The following is a 16,635-nucleotide window of genomic DNA, read 5'->3' as shown; positions in this document are numbered from 1 at the left end:
CTGGGTGGGGGCTCCGACCTGGTCGGGACCGGAGCGGCGTGCGGGCCGGGGCACAACGTACCGAACGGACCGGGCCTGTCCGCACCGTCCCACGTGACGTGGACCACGAACGGTCAGGCCGCTGGTCTCCTCACCACCCGGACGGTGGTGCTCGCCAGGACATGGCCCGAGCGGTCGAGGACCCGCAGGACGGTCCGCCCGGAGAGGTTCCTCGGCACCACCCGGGTGACGACGACCTTGCCGCCCCTGACCTTCACGGTGCCGAGCTTCTTGCCGCCCAGCGTGATCGTCACCCTGCTGACGGCCAGGTCGCGGACCCGGATCTTCAACCGGGCCCCTGCCCTGACCTTCGCCTTCACCGTGATGCTCGGCTCGACGGCGGGTGTCGGCGTCGGGGTGGGTGTCGGCGTCGGAGTCGGGGTCGGCGTCGGAGTCGGGGTCGGAGTCGGGGTCGGCGTGGGGGCGCCGGCCGCGACGACCTCGTAGTCGAGGGTCGCGGTCGCCCGGTTCCCGGCCCTGTCGACGATCACCTGGGTGAGGGTGTGCGCGCCCACGGCCGTCGAGTACCCCGTGATGGTGCAGGAGGCGATGCCGGAGGTGGCGTCGGTCGCCCCGCAGGCGGGCTCGGCCGGCACCTCGCCCTCCGTCACCTCGCCCGTCGGGAAGTCGCCGAAGCCGGGGACCGGCGCGGTCGTGTCGACCTTGACCGCCAGCTCCTGCACCTCGGAGGCGTTGCCCGCCGCGTCGGTCGCGGAGTAGCGGACGACGTGGCTGCCGTCCGTGGCCACCGCCACCGGGCCGGCGTAGGCCGCCATCGGTGCGTCGTCGAGGGCGACCTGGATCGACGGGTCGGCGTCGGTGTCGTCGACCGCGGTCACCTCGACCTCGGTCGGCGCGACGATCCAGCCGTTGCGTCCGAGGACGGTCGAGTCGACCGGCGCGGCCGACACCGTCGGTGCGCGCTGGTCGAGGAGGTCCTCCGGTGCCGGCGAGACCCACACGTCGGTCAGCGACGGGTCGTAGAACTCGTCGTTGCCGCCGCGGTAGAGGTACTTCACGGTGACCTCGCCGTCGCCGTCGGCGTCGAGCGCGGCCGGGTCGTCGACGAGGACCTGGTAGCTCGCGAGCGTGTTGCCGACCACGCCCTCGTTGGGCACGAGGTACTTCACCCGCTGCACCAGGACGTCGTCGACGAGCACCTGGTAGGCCTTCGGGCGGGTCTGCACCTGCGCGAGCGTGGACGGGGCCGAGGTGTCCGCGGTCTCGCGCATGGTCAGCACGAACGGCTCACCCTGCTCGACGGCCAGGTCGATGCTGAACCAGCTGCCGTCGCGCGACCAGGTGAAGCGACGCGTCAGCCCGCCCTCGGTGTTGGTGCCACCGACCGGGATCGAGGGCTGGTAGCTCCACTGCAGGTCGTGCGCGAGCTCGGTCGGTCCGGGCCTCACGTTGGCCTGGGTGTTGCCGGTCGAGCCGGTCCCGCCGTCCCCGAGGTCGACGAAGTCCGTCGCGCCCTGGATCGCGCCGGCACCCGTGGCGGTCCAGCCCTGGCCCTGGGGGCCGTACCACTTCACGCGGGCCGCGCTGGCGCCCGTGGCCAGCACGGACCCCCGGTCGGTGAAGTCGACCGTCACGGACTGCATGATCGGCAGCCAGTGGCGCCCGCCGCCGTGCACCGTGACCGACACGTCGACGCTGGCGCCGGCGGGGATCGTCACCAGCCGTGACGGCGCGCCGGCCTCGAGGACGTCGTCGACGGATCGCGCCACGGCACGACCCGTCACCGGCGCGGTGCCGTTGTTGCGCACCGTCGCGGTCGCCGTCCACTCGCCCGTCGCGGGGTAGGCGCCCGCCCGGTCGCCGACGACCACCGCGGAGACCACCACGTCGGCGGCGACCTTCGCGAAGCCGGGCACCGACGTGGTCGAGGTCCGCTCCTGGTCGCCGTAGGTCACCGTGGCGCGCACCTCGGCGTCGTAGGTCGACCCGCTGCGCGCGCCCTCCGGCACCTCGATGCTGAAGTGCAGCTGGGCGGTCCCGCCGACGGCGACATCGGTGGCGGTGAGCTCGATCGGGTCGGTGAGGCCCGGCACGTCGAGCACGGCGTCGACCGTGTCGAGCGCGGCGGTGCCGGTGTTGGCGACCTCTACGACGCCGTCCACCCGCTGGCCGGGCCGGACGGTGCCGGCCTTGGCGAGGGTGACGGTCGCCGGCGGCGACGCGGCGGCGAAGGCGTGCTCGCCGGCGGAGACCCGCACGACCGTCTCGCCGGAGGTGTCGTCGACGGTCACCTCGAGCACCCCGTCGGCGTCGTCGAGCGACCCGCCGTCGAGGGTGATGTCCTCGGGGACCGTGGTGGGGAGGTGCACCTGCGCGACGGTGCCGGTGGGCACGGTCACCGCGAGGTCGTACGTCGTCGGGTCGCTCGCGTCGATCGCGACGGCGATCTCGCCGTTGACGCTGTGCACGTCGGCGGAGACCTTCTTCATCGTCCCGAGCTGGGGCCGCACGGCGAACTCGGTGAAGCCCGGCTCGACCTGCTGGATGCCCGCGGCGTAGCGGCTCATCATCGTGAGCGGGCCGCCGGTCCAGGCGTGGTTGAACGTGCCGGCCGCGTCCTGCTCGGGTCCGGCGAAGAACTCCCACAGCGTGGAGTGCTCCGTGCTGTTGACCATCGGCGCGTAGCGGTCCTTCATTCGCGCCATCGCGTCGTCGGCGTAGCCCATCAGGTAGAGCGCCTCGAGGACGTACTTGTCCATGTAGGGGCTGGACTTCTTCACGTTCACGAGCACGTTGCGGATCTGCTCGTACTGGCCGGGCTTCGCCAGCCCGGAGTAGACGGCGAGCGCGTTGGCGCGGTCGTCGGCGCGTCCGTCGCCCGTCGACTCGTAGTAGCCCTTGCCCGGCACCCACAGCTTGTCGATGTTGGCGCGGATCGAGTCGGCGCGGCCCTGCATCCACACCACGTCGGCATCGGTGGCGGGGACGCCGGTCTCGGCTGCGGACTTCAGCGTCGAGTCGAGCGCGATGTAGTACCAGAGCGTGTCGATGAGCCGGCCGTCCTCGCCCGAGCCCCAGTCGTGCCAGTGCCAGGTGCCGCCGTGGTCGTGCTGGAGCAGGCCGTCGGCGGCCATGTTGTAGGTCCGCAGATAGGCCACCGACGGCGCGTAGGTCTCGTCGAGCACCGACTCGTCGCCGGAGTACTCGTAGAACATCCAGAAGCTCATCAAGGCGGTCAGCGACTGGGCCGGCAGCTCGGAGAACGACGCGGCGGGTGCCTGGGTCGGGATGAGGTCACCGTTGCGGAAGCCCATGATGTTGCTGATGCCCTTGCGACCGAGCGCGGCGGCCGACGGGTCGAGGGCGTAGAACGCCTCCTCGAGCTCGTTGGTCGCGTCGCCCCACCACTGCGACCGCTCGCGGTCGGGGCAGTCCATGTAGGAGTCGCGCATCGTCACGTAGAGGGTGTCGCGCGCCATGGTCCAGAGCTTGTCCATGTAGGGGTCGTCCGAGGTGAAGGTGCCGTCGAACTCCGTGTCGTAGCCGGAGAACCGGTAGCCGATCTCCTCGACCTGCGCACCCGCCGGCGCGGTGACGATCAGCTTGTCGCCGTTCATCCAGACCAGCGACTCGTAGGCCTGGGCGCCGGCCCTCGTGACGTACTCGGCCTGCACGGCCTGCTCGGTGCCCGAGCCCTTCACGGTCGCGTGGTCGGTCTTGAGCCCGACGGTCCGGCCGGCCTGGGTGCCGGCGGCGAGCCGCACCCACGGGGTGAGCTGGTGGTTGACCGGCAGCCGCATCTCGTACGTCGTCACGCCGCCGCTGGTGGTCGCCGTGACCTTCGGGTCGGTGACCGGCACGGTCACCACGTCGGCGAACTTCAGCAGCGGGATCGGGTTGTCGACCAGCAGGTTCCAGGGCGAGGAGCCCTCGTTGCCCGCGGTGACGGCGGCAGGCCACGACGAGTCGTCGAAGCCGGCGCTCGTCCAGCCGTCCCAGCCGGCGACCTCCGCGCGGGCGTCGTACCGCACGTTCGGCTCGGCGAGGCGGTAGTTGGGCTGCACGCCCATCGAGCCGTAGGCGTCGAGGTCGAGCGCCTTCCACGTGTCGTCGGAGCGCAGGTCGAGGTCGGGGGACTCGAGGAAGAGCCCGGCGCGACCGGAGTAGGGCCCGGCGTAACCCCCCTTGCCGTAGGACACGGCGAGGATCGCGAGGGTGTTCTCGCCGGAGCGGAGGTAGGGCCGCAGGTCCACGTTGTCGACGTAGGAGTCGGACTTGTTGGGGCCGCGCTTCACGCTGCCCTCGAAGACGACGAGCTCGTCGTTGAGGTAGAGCCAGTACTTCGTCTCGGCGGCGATCCGGGCGTTGACGGCCGCGGGCAGCGCGGCCACGTCGGCGACGTCGAAGGAGGTGCGGAAGGCGGTCCAGCTGTTGACCGACGTGGCGTCGGCGCTCCAGATCCAGTAGGCGTCGTCCGGGGAGTCGGGCACGGTGCAGACCTCCACGATGCCCAGCCCGGGCCAGCCGGCCGCGGTGGCTCCGGCGCCGCCCGACTGACGGCCGTCGAAGTCGTCCGCGTAGAGGTATCGGTCGTTCGCCAGGTGGCGCACGACGAGGTTGTCGAGCGTTCCGGTCTCGGCGCCGGAGAGCCGGACGCCGATGGTCCCCGAGGCCGGGAGCCAGGGTCGGGAGTACTGCGCGACCTGCTCGCCGTCGATGGTGACCGTGACCTGCTGACCGCTGACCGCGATGCGGAAGTGGAACGGCACACCGGGCACGAGGGTCCCGGCCGGGAGGGGGATGGTGCCGTCGGCCTGCCAGCCGCCGTTGTTGAGCCGCAGCGGGCCGAGGGAGTTCTGGCCGGCCGAGAACTGCAGCGACGGGCCGTTGTTGCCGCTCTGCCGGAAGGACACCGCCACGGTGTTGGACGTGGTCGCATCGCCCTCGATGGCGTAGTAGGTCCACGCCGAGGCCTGCGCCGGCGCGAGGTAGCCACCCTCGTAGGAGTCCGCTCCCGTCCCGCCTGTCGCCGGCAGCCCCAGCAGCACCACGTTGTTCGTGCCGGTGTCGAGCGCCTTCCCGCACACGCGCGGCGGCGCGGCCTGGGCGGGAGCCGTGCCGGCGAGCACGACGAGGCCGGAGGCCAGCAGCGCGAGGAGCGCGAGGCAGGCGGAGAGGAGCTGTCGGGTGCTACGGGGCATGTCGCTGCCTTCTGCTGGTGGGGGGTGGGACGGGACGGGAGGCGCCGGCCGGGGGTGCCGACGCCTCCCGTGACGGGGTCAGCTCCCGCTGACGACCCGACGGGGCGACGTCGCCCTCGACACCGAGGCGGAGCCGAGGTAGCGGACGACGACCTTGTGCGTGCCCTTGCGGACCAGGACCGACGCCGAGGCCGTGCCGTTCCTCGCCAGCCTCACGGTGGCGACGACCTTGCCGTCGACGACGAACCGCACCTTGCCGCTCGCCTTCACGCCCGGCGCCTTGACCTTGGCGGTGACCGACACCCGCGTGTCGGCCCTCACCTTCGTCCTCGCGACCTTCGCGGTGACCGTGGCGGTCGCCTTGCGGACCGGCGCGGTCGCGACGGACGTCGCGCTTGCCGGGGTCACGCCCGCCTTGCTCGCGGTCACCTGCACCGAGAGCCGGCGGCCGCGGTCGGCCACCCCGACGGCGTACGACGTCGAGGTCGCGCCCGCGATCGGCGAACCGTCGCGCAGCCACTGGTAGGCGTGCTGCAGGCCACCCGTGCTCCACGACCCGGTGGTCGCGACGAGCTCCTGCCCGATGCGGGCGGTGCCCGACACCTGCGGCGCGAGGACCGAGGTCACCGTCCCGGGCGTGCCCGGCTCGGTGGGCGGCGCGGCGGCCAGGGTCAGCACCGCCTGCCGGACGACCTCGGCGTTGCCGGCCACGTCGGTCGAGGAGTACTGCACCGTGTGGTCGCCCACCCCCTCGACCGCGACAGGCTCGCTGCCCGCGACCTGCCAGGCACCGCCGTCCACGCGGTAGCGCGTGGTGGCCACGCCGCTGACGGCGTCGGTGGCGGCGAAGGCGAGGGTCGCCCGGTCGGCCCCGGCGGCGTCCTTGGCGGTGGTGACGGAGAGCACCGTGCTCGGCGCGGTGGCGTCGATGCCGACCGTGAGGGTGCGCGTGGTGGACGCGTTGCCCGCTGCGTCGCTCGCCCGGTAGGAGAGCACGTGCTCGCCCTCACCGGTGACCGCGACCGGGCCGACGTAGTCCTGCCAGCCGGCCGCGGACCCGGGGTCGAGACCGGTCTGGGCGACCGGCACGTCGTCCCGGTTGTCGACGGTGTCGACCCGGACGCTCACGTCCGAGCGGAACCACCCGTTGCTGCCCTGCGTGCCACCGGCGACGGTGGCCGAGACGTCCGGCGCCTGGGTGTCGTCGGGCATCTCGAGGACCCACAGGTCCGCGATCGACGGGTCGCCCTGGCTGGAGCCGTCCGCGGGGAACTCGAACCGGACCCGGACGTTGCCGTCGTTGCCGACCAGCGACGGGTGGTCGATGACGGCGTCGTAGACCTTGATGCCCTGGCCGCCCTCGGTGCGCGGCACCAGCTGGGTGTGCACGAGCACGCCGTCGACGTAGACGTCGTAGTCCTTGGTGACCGCCTTGTCGAAGGTCTCCACGCCGCGCAGCACGAACGGCTCGCCGGCCGGCACGTCGACGGTGGCGGAGAACCACGAGCCCACGACCGCGGAGTTGGAGTACCGGCGGCTGAGGCCGGCCTCGCTGCTGGTGCCGCTGCTCGGAGAGGCCTGGATCCCGTGCGCGTTCTCGGACGCGCTGTTGCCGAAGTCGACGTGGTCGAGCACGTCGGCCTCGGGCGGGCGGGGCAGGTCGACGGTGATCGAGCCGGTGCGGCTGGCGAGCACGTCACCTCGGCGGACCACGGAGACGCCTGCCTGGACGGTGCCGCCGACGAGGTCGAGCGGCACCACCACGGGCACCTCGAGGGTCACGGTTCCGCCGGCCGGCACGAGCGTGTCGGACGAGGGCACGGACTTCCACCCCTGCGGGAGGGTCACCAGCGCATGGGCGCGCACGTCGGCGGAGCCGGTGTTGGTGACCGGGACCGACACGGTGGCGTGCTCGGTCGGGTCTGCGCCGTCGACCCGGGCGGCGAGGTCGCCGATCGTGAGGCCGGACGTGACCGTGGCCCAGTCGGCCGTCGACTGCTCGACGGTGAAGGTGTCGCCGCCCGCGGTGTAGGTCAGCGACAGCGTGGCGTCGTGGCCACCGGGCCTCGCGTCCTCGGGAACCGCGACGGTGACCGGCAGCTGCACGGTCGCCCCCGCACCCACGGGACCGCCCGAGACCGCGGCGTCGCCGAGCCCGTCGACCGACACCGTGCCGGTCAGCCCGGTGAGCGGGACCGAGCCGTCGTTGGTGACGTCGACCGTCCCGGTGACCGTGCCGCCCGGGAGGACGGCGCCGGCCACCGGCGGGAGCGTCGTCGTGACGCCGAGCGCCGTGGTGAGCGCGAGCACGAGGCTGTTCTCGATGGCGCCGAGGCTTCCGTCGAGCGAGCTCTTCACCGGTCCGGCGACCGCCGACGAGGCGAGCCAGGCCCGCAGGTCGCGCAGCTCGGCACGGGCCGCTCGGAGCGCGGTGGTGGACGCCGAGCCGTCGCTGTCCACTGCGGCGAGCAGCGCGTCGGAGACGTGCCCGCGGACGGCGTCGATGCCCTCGTCCATCGCGCCGCGGTCGCCCGCGGTGAGGTCGCCGTCGTCGGCGAGGACACCGACGTGCGCCTTGAGGGCGTCGAGCTGCCCGAGGATCGAGCCGAGGCGCGAGTTGCCGGCCACGACGTCGAAGTCGTAGCTGCCGGAGCCGACCGTCACGGTGACGGTGTCGCCGTCGTCGACCACGGACTGCACGCCGTCGACGTCGGCGAGCAGCGCACCGCCCTCGAGGACGGCGTACGCGTTGTCGGCCGGCAGCACGACCTCGGCCGTGGTGCCGACCGGGACCTGCGCCGCGAGCGTCATGCCGTCGTCGGTCAGGGCCCAGTCGGTCGAGATCGGGCCGAAGGCCGAGGCGAAGTCACCGGCGCCGTGGGTCAGCCCACCGCCGACGACGGGGGCGATCCGCGACACCTTGTAGCCGGCCTCGACGGCCGTGATCCCGCCGATGTTCTGGTACATCCAGTCGCCGACCGCGCCGTAGGCGTAGTGGTTGAAGGAGTTCATCTCCACCGGCCCGAACGAGCCGTCCGGCATGATCGAGTTCCAGCGCTCCCACATCGTGGTGGCGCCCTTCTCGATCTCGTAGCCCCAGGACGGGTAGTCCTTGTGCAGGAGCATCGTGTAGGCGAGGTCGTCGCGGCCGATGCTGCTGAGGGCAGGGAGCAGCCAGGGAGTGCCGAGGAAGCCGGTGGTCAGGTGGTTGTTGCTCGCGGCGAGCTTGGCGACGAACTTGTCGGCAACCTTCGCGCGCAGGGCGGGGTCCGCGACCATGTCCATGCCGAGCGCCATCGCGTAGCCCGCCTGGCTGTTGCCCTGGACCGTGCCGTCCGGCTGCACGAACTGGGCGACGAACGCCTGGCGCACCGCCGTCGAGAGGGCGGCGTAGTCAGCGGCGTCCGCGTCCTCGCCGACCGCGGCGGCCATCTCCGAGAGCATCCGGGCGTCCTCGGCGTAGTACATCGTGCCGAGCACGCCGACGCCGGTCGGGTCGTCCAGGTTGAGCCAGTCCTCCCAGTGCCCGCGACCGGAGTCGATCAGGTCGGGGCCTGCGCTGGCGCGGACGAAGCCGAGGAACTTCTCCATCGCGGCGTAGTTCTCCCGCACGATGCGGCCGTCGCCCCAGGCCTTCCAGGTGGCGTACGGCACCGTGATGGCGGCGTCGGACCACCCGAGGCCCGAGCCGAAGTCGCCGGCGTTGGGCACGACCGGAGCGATGCCCGGGACGTTGCCGTCGGTGTAGGCGGCGTCGCGCAGGTCGGTCATCCACTTGCCCAGGAAGGACCGGGTGTCGCGCAGGTAGCTCGCCGTCGGCGCGAAGACGTTGATGTCTCCGGTCCAGCCGAGCCGCTCGTCACGGGCGGGGGTGTCGGTCGGGATCGACAGGAAGTTGCCGCGCTGGCCCCACGAGATGTTGCTGACCAGCCGGTTGAGCATCGGGTCCGAGGTCTCGAGGTCCCCGGTCGCGCGCAGGTCCGAGCCCCACACGACTCCGGTCACGTCGGCGAGCGCCGGCGCCGCCGTGGTGCCGGTGATCTCCAGGTAGCGGAACCCGTGCTGGGTGAACTTGGGCGTGTACGTCGCGGTCCCGGTGCTGGAGAAGGTGTAGAAGTCGGTGACCTTCGCCGAGCGCATGTTGGCGGTGTAGAGCGAGCCGTCGCGGTTGAGCTCCTCGCCGTAGCGGATCCGGACGGTCGTGCCGGCGCTGCCCTGGAGCTTCATCCGCGCGACGCCGACCATGTTCTGGCCGAGGTCGTAGATCTCGACGCCGGGCGCGGGCGTGGTGTGCTTCTTCGCCGCGATCTCGTCGGTGACCCGCACGGGCTCGTCGGGCTGCGGCACCAGGCGCGCGGTGGTGTTGGTCGCAGTCGTGACCTGGCCCCACGCGGCGTCGTCGAAGCCCGGCTCGTCCCAGCCGGTCTGCTCGGCGTTGGCGTCGTAGGTCTCGCCCTCGACGTTGTCGGCCTGCACGTAGGGGCCGAAGTGGCTCTTCCACGTGCTGTCGGTCTTGACGACCTGGGTCGACCCGTCGGTGTAGTCGATGCGCAGCTGGGCGATCAGGCCGAGGTTGGAGCCGTAGTTGTTGAAGCCGAAGGACGCGATCTTGCCCTTCCACCACCCGTCGCCGAGCTCCGCGCCGAACGCGTTGACGCCGCTGCGCACCTGGTCGGTCACGTCGTAGGTCTGGTGCTGGATGCGCTTGCGGTACTCGGTCCACCCGGGCGCCAGGAACTGGTCGCCCACCTGCTCGCCGTTGAGCCGCATCTCGTAGACGCCCTGCGCCGAGGCGTACACGCGTGCCGACTCGACCGTCTTGCCGGGCTCGGTGGTGAACGACGTCCTGAGGAGGGGCTTGTTGGAGTCGGGAGAGCGGTAGAGGACGTCCTTGCGGTCGGCGACGCGGAGCCCGCCGGCGGTCAGGGTGCCGCCGTCGAACGGGTTGCCGTCGGAGAAGTCGGTGTCGAGGAGCACGTCCCCGTTCTTGCGGGTGACGGTGACCTTCTTGATGTCGGCGGCCTCGTTGACGTTGCCGGCGTCGACGAAGTCCTGGCGGAAGCCGACGAAGCCCTTGCTGAACGAGGTGTCGGTGCGCTGGTCGATCTGGGTGCCGTCGAGCAGGGTCGTGACGGTGCTGGCGTCGACGGTGACGGACAGGCGGTGCGTGCCGTTCAGCAGCTGGGCAGCGGTGATGCCGGGGATGACCTTGTTGTCCAGGAGGGCGTAGCCGCCGTTCACGCGCTTGTGCGGCCGGAACCGCGGCGTGCCGTCCGCGACGGAGAGCTGCCACATGAGGGCGTTGCTCGTGTTGGCGGCGCGGATGAACACACCGACGGCCATGTCGGCGATGTCGAAGTCGATGTCGGTGGTGTAGTTGTCCCAGCGGTCGACCTCGCCCGATGCGGACCGGCCGATCCAGTCGCCCTGCCAGTCACCGGCGGTCAGCAGGCCGGTCTCGAAGGACGCCGGCTCGCTCCAGCCCGACGCCTCGTCGTCGCCGTTCCAGACCCGGACCTGCCAGGCGTAGCGGGTGCCCGACTCGAGGTCGGGGCCGCCGTAGGCGACGTCGACCTGCCGGTCGGAGACGACCTTGCCGCTGTCCCACAGGGTGGCGCCGCCGAGGTCGGCCTCGCTCGCCGCGACGCGGACCTGGTACGCCGACTGCACCGCGCCGCGGCCCGTCGACGTGGAGTGCCACGACAGGCTCGGCGCGTCGCCGGGGATGCCGATCGGGTCGACCCGGGCGTTGGTCTCGAGCCCGGTGACCGTGAGCGGCGTGGCCGCCGCGGCCGCCGTGGCCGTCGTGGCCTCCTCGGCAGTGGCCGCCGTCGGGGACAGCGCGCCGAGCCCGATCGTCAGCGCGAGCGAGCCGACGAGCAGGCGCGCGAGGTGGGGTGCACGGGACATGGGGGTGCCTTTCGACGAGGTCTTCATCGGCGCACCACGACCTTCGTGGTGGCCCGGGCGGCCTGCGGTGAGCCGAGGTAGGTGACCGTGACCCGGTGGCGGGTGCCCCGGCCGAGCGGCACCCGGAGGGTGGTCGTGCCCCGCGAGGTGACGCGGGCGACCCGCGCGCCGTCGACGCGGACGACGACGGTGCCGCGCGCCTTGACGCCGACCGCCGACAGGACGACCCGCAGTCGCGCGGACCGGGCCGAGGTGCCCAGGACGCGGACCCGGACCGTCGTCGTCGCCCGGGCGACCCGGTCGGTCAGGAGCGACGTCGCGTCCACCCGCGAGGCGCCGGCGGTGGCCGTCGCCCGGACGGAGATCCGGGCCTTCAGGTCACGCCTCCCCACGCGGTAGGTCGGCTCGATCGCACCGGGGATCGGGACGCCGTCGCGCAACCACTGGTGGGTGACGGTGACGTCGGCGCGGCTCCACGAGCCGTCGGTGGCCTTCAGCCTCCGGCCGATCTCGGCGGTCCCGCTGACCTGCGGCGGGGCCAGCGCGACGAGCTGCTGGCTGCCGTCGGTCGGGATCGCTGCGACCTGGGCGTGCTGCACGGTCTCGGCGTTGCCCGCGGCGTCGGTGGAGAACCACGCGACCTGGTGCGCACCGCGGTCCGGCAGGGTCACCGGTCCGCTGGCCTGCTGCCAGTCGCCGGCGTCGACCTTCACCATGGTCGCCGCGACACCGCTCGTCGCATCGGTGGCGGTGAGGCGCACCTGCGCGGCGGCGCTGCTGCCCGTCGGGACGACGACGTCGGCCACCGTCACCGGTGCCGTCTGGTCGACCCTCACCTCGACCGAAGCCGGCGCGGTGGCGTTGCCGGCCGCGTCCGTGGCGCGGTAGGTCACCGTGTGCTCGCCGTCGGCGGCCACCTGGACCGGGGCGACGTACGGCAACCAGGTGGCGCCGTCCTGCACCTCGACCCGCGGCTGCTCGTCGAGGTCGTCGAGCGCATCGACCTGCACCTGGACCGGGCTGGTGAACCAGCCGCCCTGGCCGGCCGTGCCGTTCAGCGTGGCACCGACGGCCGGGGCCTCGGTGTCCTTCGTCGGGTCCGCGACGACCCAGAGGTCGGCGACGGACGGGTCGAAGTCGGTGGCGTCGGTCGGGAACTCGATCTTGATCCGCGCCTTGCCGTCGGCCGTGGCGGCGAGCGCCGCCGGGGCGTCGACCAGGAGGTCGTGCGCGAGCCAGCCGAGGCCGCCCTGGGTGCGCGTGACGGAGTAGCGCCCGACCGGCACGTCGTCGACGTACAGGTTGAGCTCCTTGGTGCGCGCACCGTCGAAGGTCTCGATCATCCGGACCCCGAACGGCTGTCCGGCAGGCACGTCGACCAGCGCGGAGTACCACGAGCCCGGGAACTGCGAGTTGGCGTAGCGCCGGGTCAGCCCGGCCTCGCTGCTCGTGCCGCTGTTGGGTCCGGCCTGCACCTGGTGGGCGGTCTCGGAGGCGTTGTTGCCGAAGTCGACGTGGTCGACCGGTCCGGCCGGCGGCGTCGTGAGGCTGACCGCCAGGGTTCCCTGGCCGCTCGCGAGCACCTGGTCGCCCTGGACCATCTGCGCACCGATCGCCTGGGTCCCGGCGACGATCCGCTGGGCCACGCGCACGCGGGTGGTCACCGTGCGGGTCTCCCCCGGCTCGAGGGTCACCGTGGGGCCGGCCGGCGGCGTCGGCCACCCGGCAGGCACGGTGGCGCGCACCTGTCCGGTCTGGGCCCGGGTGCCCTCGTTGCGCAGCGTGACGTCGACCGGGACCAGGCGGCCGCGGGGGTCGGCCACGGAACCGGTGACCGCGTCGACGGCCACGCCGGCGACGATCTCGGCCCACGTCGAGGTCTCGGTGACCTCGTAGTCCTGGCCCCCGCTGGTGAAGGCCAGCACGACCTCCACCTCGCGGTCGCCGAGTCGCGCGTCCTGCGGGACGGCTGCGTCGAAGGTGAGCTCGGTCGAGGCCTCGGGCGCGAGGTCGGCCGCTCGCAGGTCACCGGTGATCTCGAGGTCGCCGGCGTCGACGGTGGCCGTCAGCCCGGTGATCGGGACGCCGCCCCAGTTGGTGACCACGATGCTGCCGGCCGCGTGCTCGCCACGGACGACGGGCTCGGTGAGCGGGGCGAGCGTCAGCCAGACGTCGCGCTCGGGGTCGGCGTCGGGCTGGACCCGGAAGTCGTACGACCCGGACCCGACGACCACCTCCGCGGCGCCGTCGACGATCGTGACGCTCTCCACGCCGTCGGCGTCCGCGACGGGTGCTCCGCCCTCGAGGACCTCCTCGGCGGTCGTCGCCTCGCCCAGCGGGAGTCGCACGGTCGCGGTGCTGCCGACCGGGACCTCGGCGTGCAGCTCGAGGGTGCGGCCGCGCTTGCGCCAGTCGGAGGTGACCGGACCGTAGGGGGTGTCGGTGGTGGCCCGCGCCGAGTCCATCTGCTCGGTCGTGGCGGGCGCGATGGTGACCTGGCGGTAGCCCTCCTCCTTCGAGGGCCGGATGCCGGCGGCGTACTGGTAGAACCAGTCGTCGACCGTGCCGAGGAAGTAGTGGCCCAGCGACCGCGCGTCGGTCGACCAGTGCTCCCACATCGACGTGGCGCCGTTGTCAAGCATGAAGCCCCAGCTGGGGTACGACGTCTGCTCGGCGAGGCGGACCGCGACGTCGGCGTAGCCGTGCTCGGTCAGCACCGGGAGGAGGTACTTGGTGCCGAGGGTGCCGGTGTCGAGGTGGTAGCCGCGCTGCTCGACGTCGGCGGCCAGCCGGGCCGCGACGGCCTCGGTGGTCTCCTCGTCCGGGGTCAGCCCGAAGGCGAGCGCGAGCACGCTGTGCACCTGGCGGTAGCGGTTGCCGTCCTGGCCGGCGCCGCGGTAGCGGTCACCGTCGAGGTAGGCGGTGTTGAAGGCGTCCTTGACGACGCCCGCGCGGGTGGCGAACTGGGTCGCGTCGGCCGTCTTGCCGAGGTGCTCGGCGACGGTCGCCATCTGGTCGAGCATCAGGTAGAGGTAGGCGCTGCCCTCGACCCGCTGGTCCTCACCGGGGGCGTGTCCACCGGCGGGGCTGCCCTCCGGGCTGACCCAGTCGCCGAGGCGGTTGCTGATGACGAGCCCGTCGGCCTGGCGACGGCCGTACTCGAGGTCGACGTAGGCCTTGATGTTGTCGTAGAGCTCGGTCATCACGCGGTCGTCGCCGCCGTACTGGTACAGCCACCACGGGATCATCACGTAGGCCGCGTGCCACGGCTGCGACGGACCCCAGGCGCCCCAGGTGCCCGAGCTCGGTGCGATCACCATCGGGGCGCCGTTGGCCTCGCGGGTCTCGTCGAGGTCGTTCATCCACTTGGCGAAGAGCTCGTGGGTGTCGAGGTTCAGCATGAACATCTCGGCACCGACAGCCGCGTCGCCCGTCCAGCCGTTCTTCTCGAACATCGGGGTGTCGGTCGGGATGCCGTGGATGTTGTTGTAGAGCGTGTTCACGACCGCCTGGTGGGTGCGGTTCATGACGTCGCTGGAGCTCTGGAACTCACCGGTCTGCGCGGCGTCGGTGTGCAGCCACTCGGCGGTGAAGGCGCTCAGCGGCGGCGCCTGGTCGCCGGGCCAGCCGGTGACCTCGACGTACTGGAAGCCCTGGTAGGAGAAGCGCGGCTCGAAGGTCTCCTCCGCGCCGGTGCCGGCGAGGGTGAAGGTGTCGGTCTGGAAGCCGAGCTGGAAGCCGCCGTTGTTGTCGAGGTTGACCCGGCCGTTGGCGCGGAGCTTCTCGGCGTGCGCGAGCGTGATCGTGGTGCCCGCCGGGCCCTGGGCGGTGACCCGGGTGCGCCCCGCGATGACGTTGGGGAACTTCAGGACGTAGACGCCGTCCTCGGGCTCGGTGACCGAGACCGGCTGCAGCACGCGGGTGACCCGGATCGGCTGCTGGCGCTGGCCGACGAGCTCGCCGCTGGGGCCGTCGACCTCGGCGGCCGCGGCCCAGGCGGAGTCGTCGTACGACACCGTGTCCCAGCCGGGGACCTCGTAGCGGGCGTCGTAGCGCTCGCCGGCGTAGAGGTCGTCGAGGCGGCGGGGGCCGCCGCGCGTGGTCCAGGAGTCGTCGGTGACGACGCGACCGGTCGTGCCGTCGGCGTACTCCAGCGCCAGTACGCCGCGGGCGCGCGGCTCGCCGTGCCACGGCGGGCTCTGCCAGTTCCACACGTTGCCGCCGAGCATGCCGAAGAAGCCGCGGCCGAGCTCCATGCCGAGGACGTTGTCGCCCTGGTCGAGCTGGTCGGTGACGTCGGTGCCGACGTACTGGACGGTGTCGTCGTAGTCGGTGAAGCCCGGGGAGAGGGTGTCGTCGCTGATCCGCTCGCCGTTGATGGTGACGTCGGCGTAGCCGCCGGCGGCGACGTACCAGGTCGCGTGGGCGACCGGCTTCGAGACCGGGAACTCCTTGCGAAGCAGGGGTGCCGGCTTGTCCGGCGCCTTCAGGAGCGTCTCGGCGGACGAGGTGAAGCGCAGCTCCTTGCCGACGAGCGTGCCGCCCTGGAAGGGGTTGCCGTCGGAGAAGTCGGTGGCGAGCAGCTTCTCGCCGTCACCGGTGCGGGTGACGCGGACGCCGTGGACGGTGAACTGCTCGTTGGTGCCGGCGTTGGTGCTGGAGCGGAAGCCGACGGTGCCGCGCGACAGGGTGCCGGTGCCGGCGACCTGGCGGTCGTCGACCTGGATGCCGTCGATCTTCGTGACCACGCGGGTGCTGTCGGTCGCGGTGCCGGGGCTGACGGTGACGCTGAGGGTGTGCACGCCCTGGCTGAGCTGGGCGGCGCTGATCTGCGCCTGGATGTTCTTGTTCTCGAGGAGCGTGTAGCCCCCGTTGACCTTGCGGTGCGGTCGGAGCGCGGCGACGCCGTCGACGACCGAGACCTGCCACATGAGGGCGTTGTTCGCGCCGTTGGCGCGGAAGAGGGCGCCGAACGCGTGGCGCTGGATGGAGAAGTCGAACTCGGCGGTGTAGTCGGTCCAGCCCTCCGCGGGGTCGGCCGGCGGAGGCGCGCCGATCCAGGCGGCGCCGTCCCAGTCGGCCTCGTCGACGAAGCCGGTGCGGAACGAGCTCGACGCCACGGCCGTGCCGCTGGTGGTCACGATCGCGACGTCCCAGACGTAGCCGGTCGTCGACGCGAGCGCGGGGCCTTCGTACTGGACGTCGAAGGAGCGGTCGTCCTGGACGGTGCCGCTGTCCCACACCAGGTCGCCGTCGAGGCCCTCGGCCTCGGTCGCCACGCGGACCCGGTAGGACTCCTGCACGACACCCCGGGCGGCCGACTCGATGACCCAGCCGAAGCGCGGGTGGTCGAGGTCGATGCCGATCGGCTCGGCCTTGCGCTCGACCTCGAGGTCGGCGAGGGAGACGCCCTCGGCCGCACCGGCGGGGGCGACGGTGCCGGCGAGACCGACGCCGACGAGGCCGGCGGCCAGCAGGGCGATCGTCGCCACCGCGGAGGTGAAACGTTTACGGGCAACACGAT

At 72.4% G+C, this 16,635-nt stretch carries 3 protein-coding genes; all 3 read right to left on the bottom strand.

The genetic code is table 11. The annotated features are described in order from the left end of the window. Positions 1-113: 113 nt before the first annotated feature. The 3 genes from EUA93_RS07545 to EUA93_RS07535 all read right to left on the bottom strand — a co-directional run bounded on the left by EUA93_RS07545 (position 114) and on the right by EUA93_RS07535 (position 16,603). The gene (locus tag EUA93_RS07545) at positions 114-5,201 is read right to left on the bottom strand and encodes an alpha-L-rhamnosidase-related protein (protein ID WP_129399560.1); all 5,088 of its coding nucleotides are present in this window, start codon (positions 5,199-5,201) and stop codon (positions 114-116) included. Positions 5,202-5,279: 78 nt separating this feature from the next. Next, positions 5,280-11,111 carry a family 78 glycoside hydrolase catalytic domain gene (locus EUA93_RS07540; RefSeq protein ID WP_129399559.1) on the bottom strand — a complete coding sequence of 1,944 codons (5,832 nt, stop codon included), beginning with the start codon at positions 11,109-11,111 and terminating at the stop codon, positions 5,280-5,282. Positions 11,112-11,134: 23 nt separating this feature from the next. Continuing rightward, the gene (locus tag EUA93_RS07535; RefSeq protein ID WP_129399558.1) at positions 11,135-16,603 is read right to left on the bottom strand and encodes an alpha-L-rhamnosidase; all 5,469 of its coding nucleotides are present in this window, start codon (positions 16,601-16,603) and stop codon (positions 11,135-11,137) included. Positions 16,604-16,635 lie beyond the last annotated feature (32 nt).

Source organism: Nocardioides oleivorans, from assembly GCF_004137255.1.
In the GTDB taxonomy this organism is placed as follows: Bacteria; Actinomycetota; Actinomycetes; order Propionibacteriales; family Nocardioidaceae; genus Nocardioides; species Nocardioides oleivorans.
Note: the sequence above shows the minus strand (reverse complement) of the source record. Positions and strands in the feature narration are given on the sequence as shown.

Bases quoted from the DNA above. Each gene is read 5' to 3' on its own strand.
- EUA93_RS07545 (WP_129399560.1), bottom strand. From the start codon at position 5,201: ATGCCCCGTAGCACCCGACAGCTCCTCTCCGCCTGCCTCGCGCTCCTC.
- EUA93_RS07540 (WP_129399559.1), bottom strand. From the start codon at position 11,111: ATGTCCCGTGCACCCCACCTCGCGCGCCTGCTCGTCGGCTCGCTCGCG.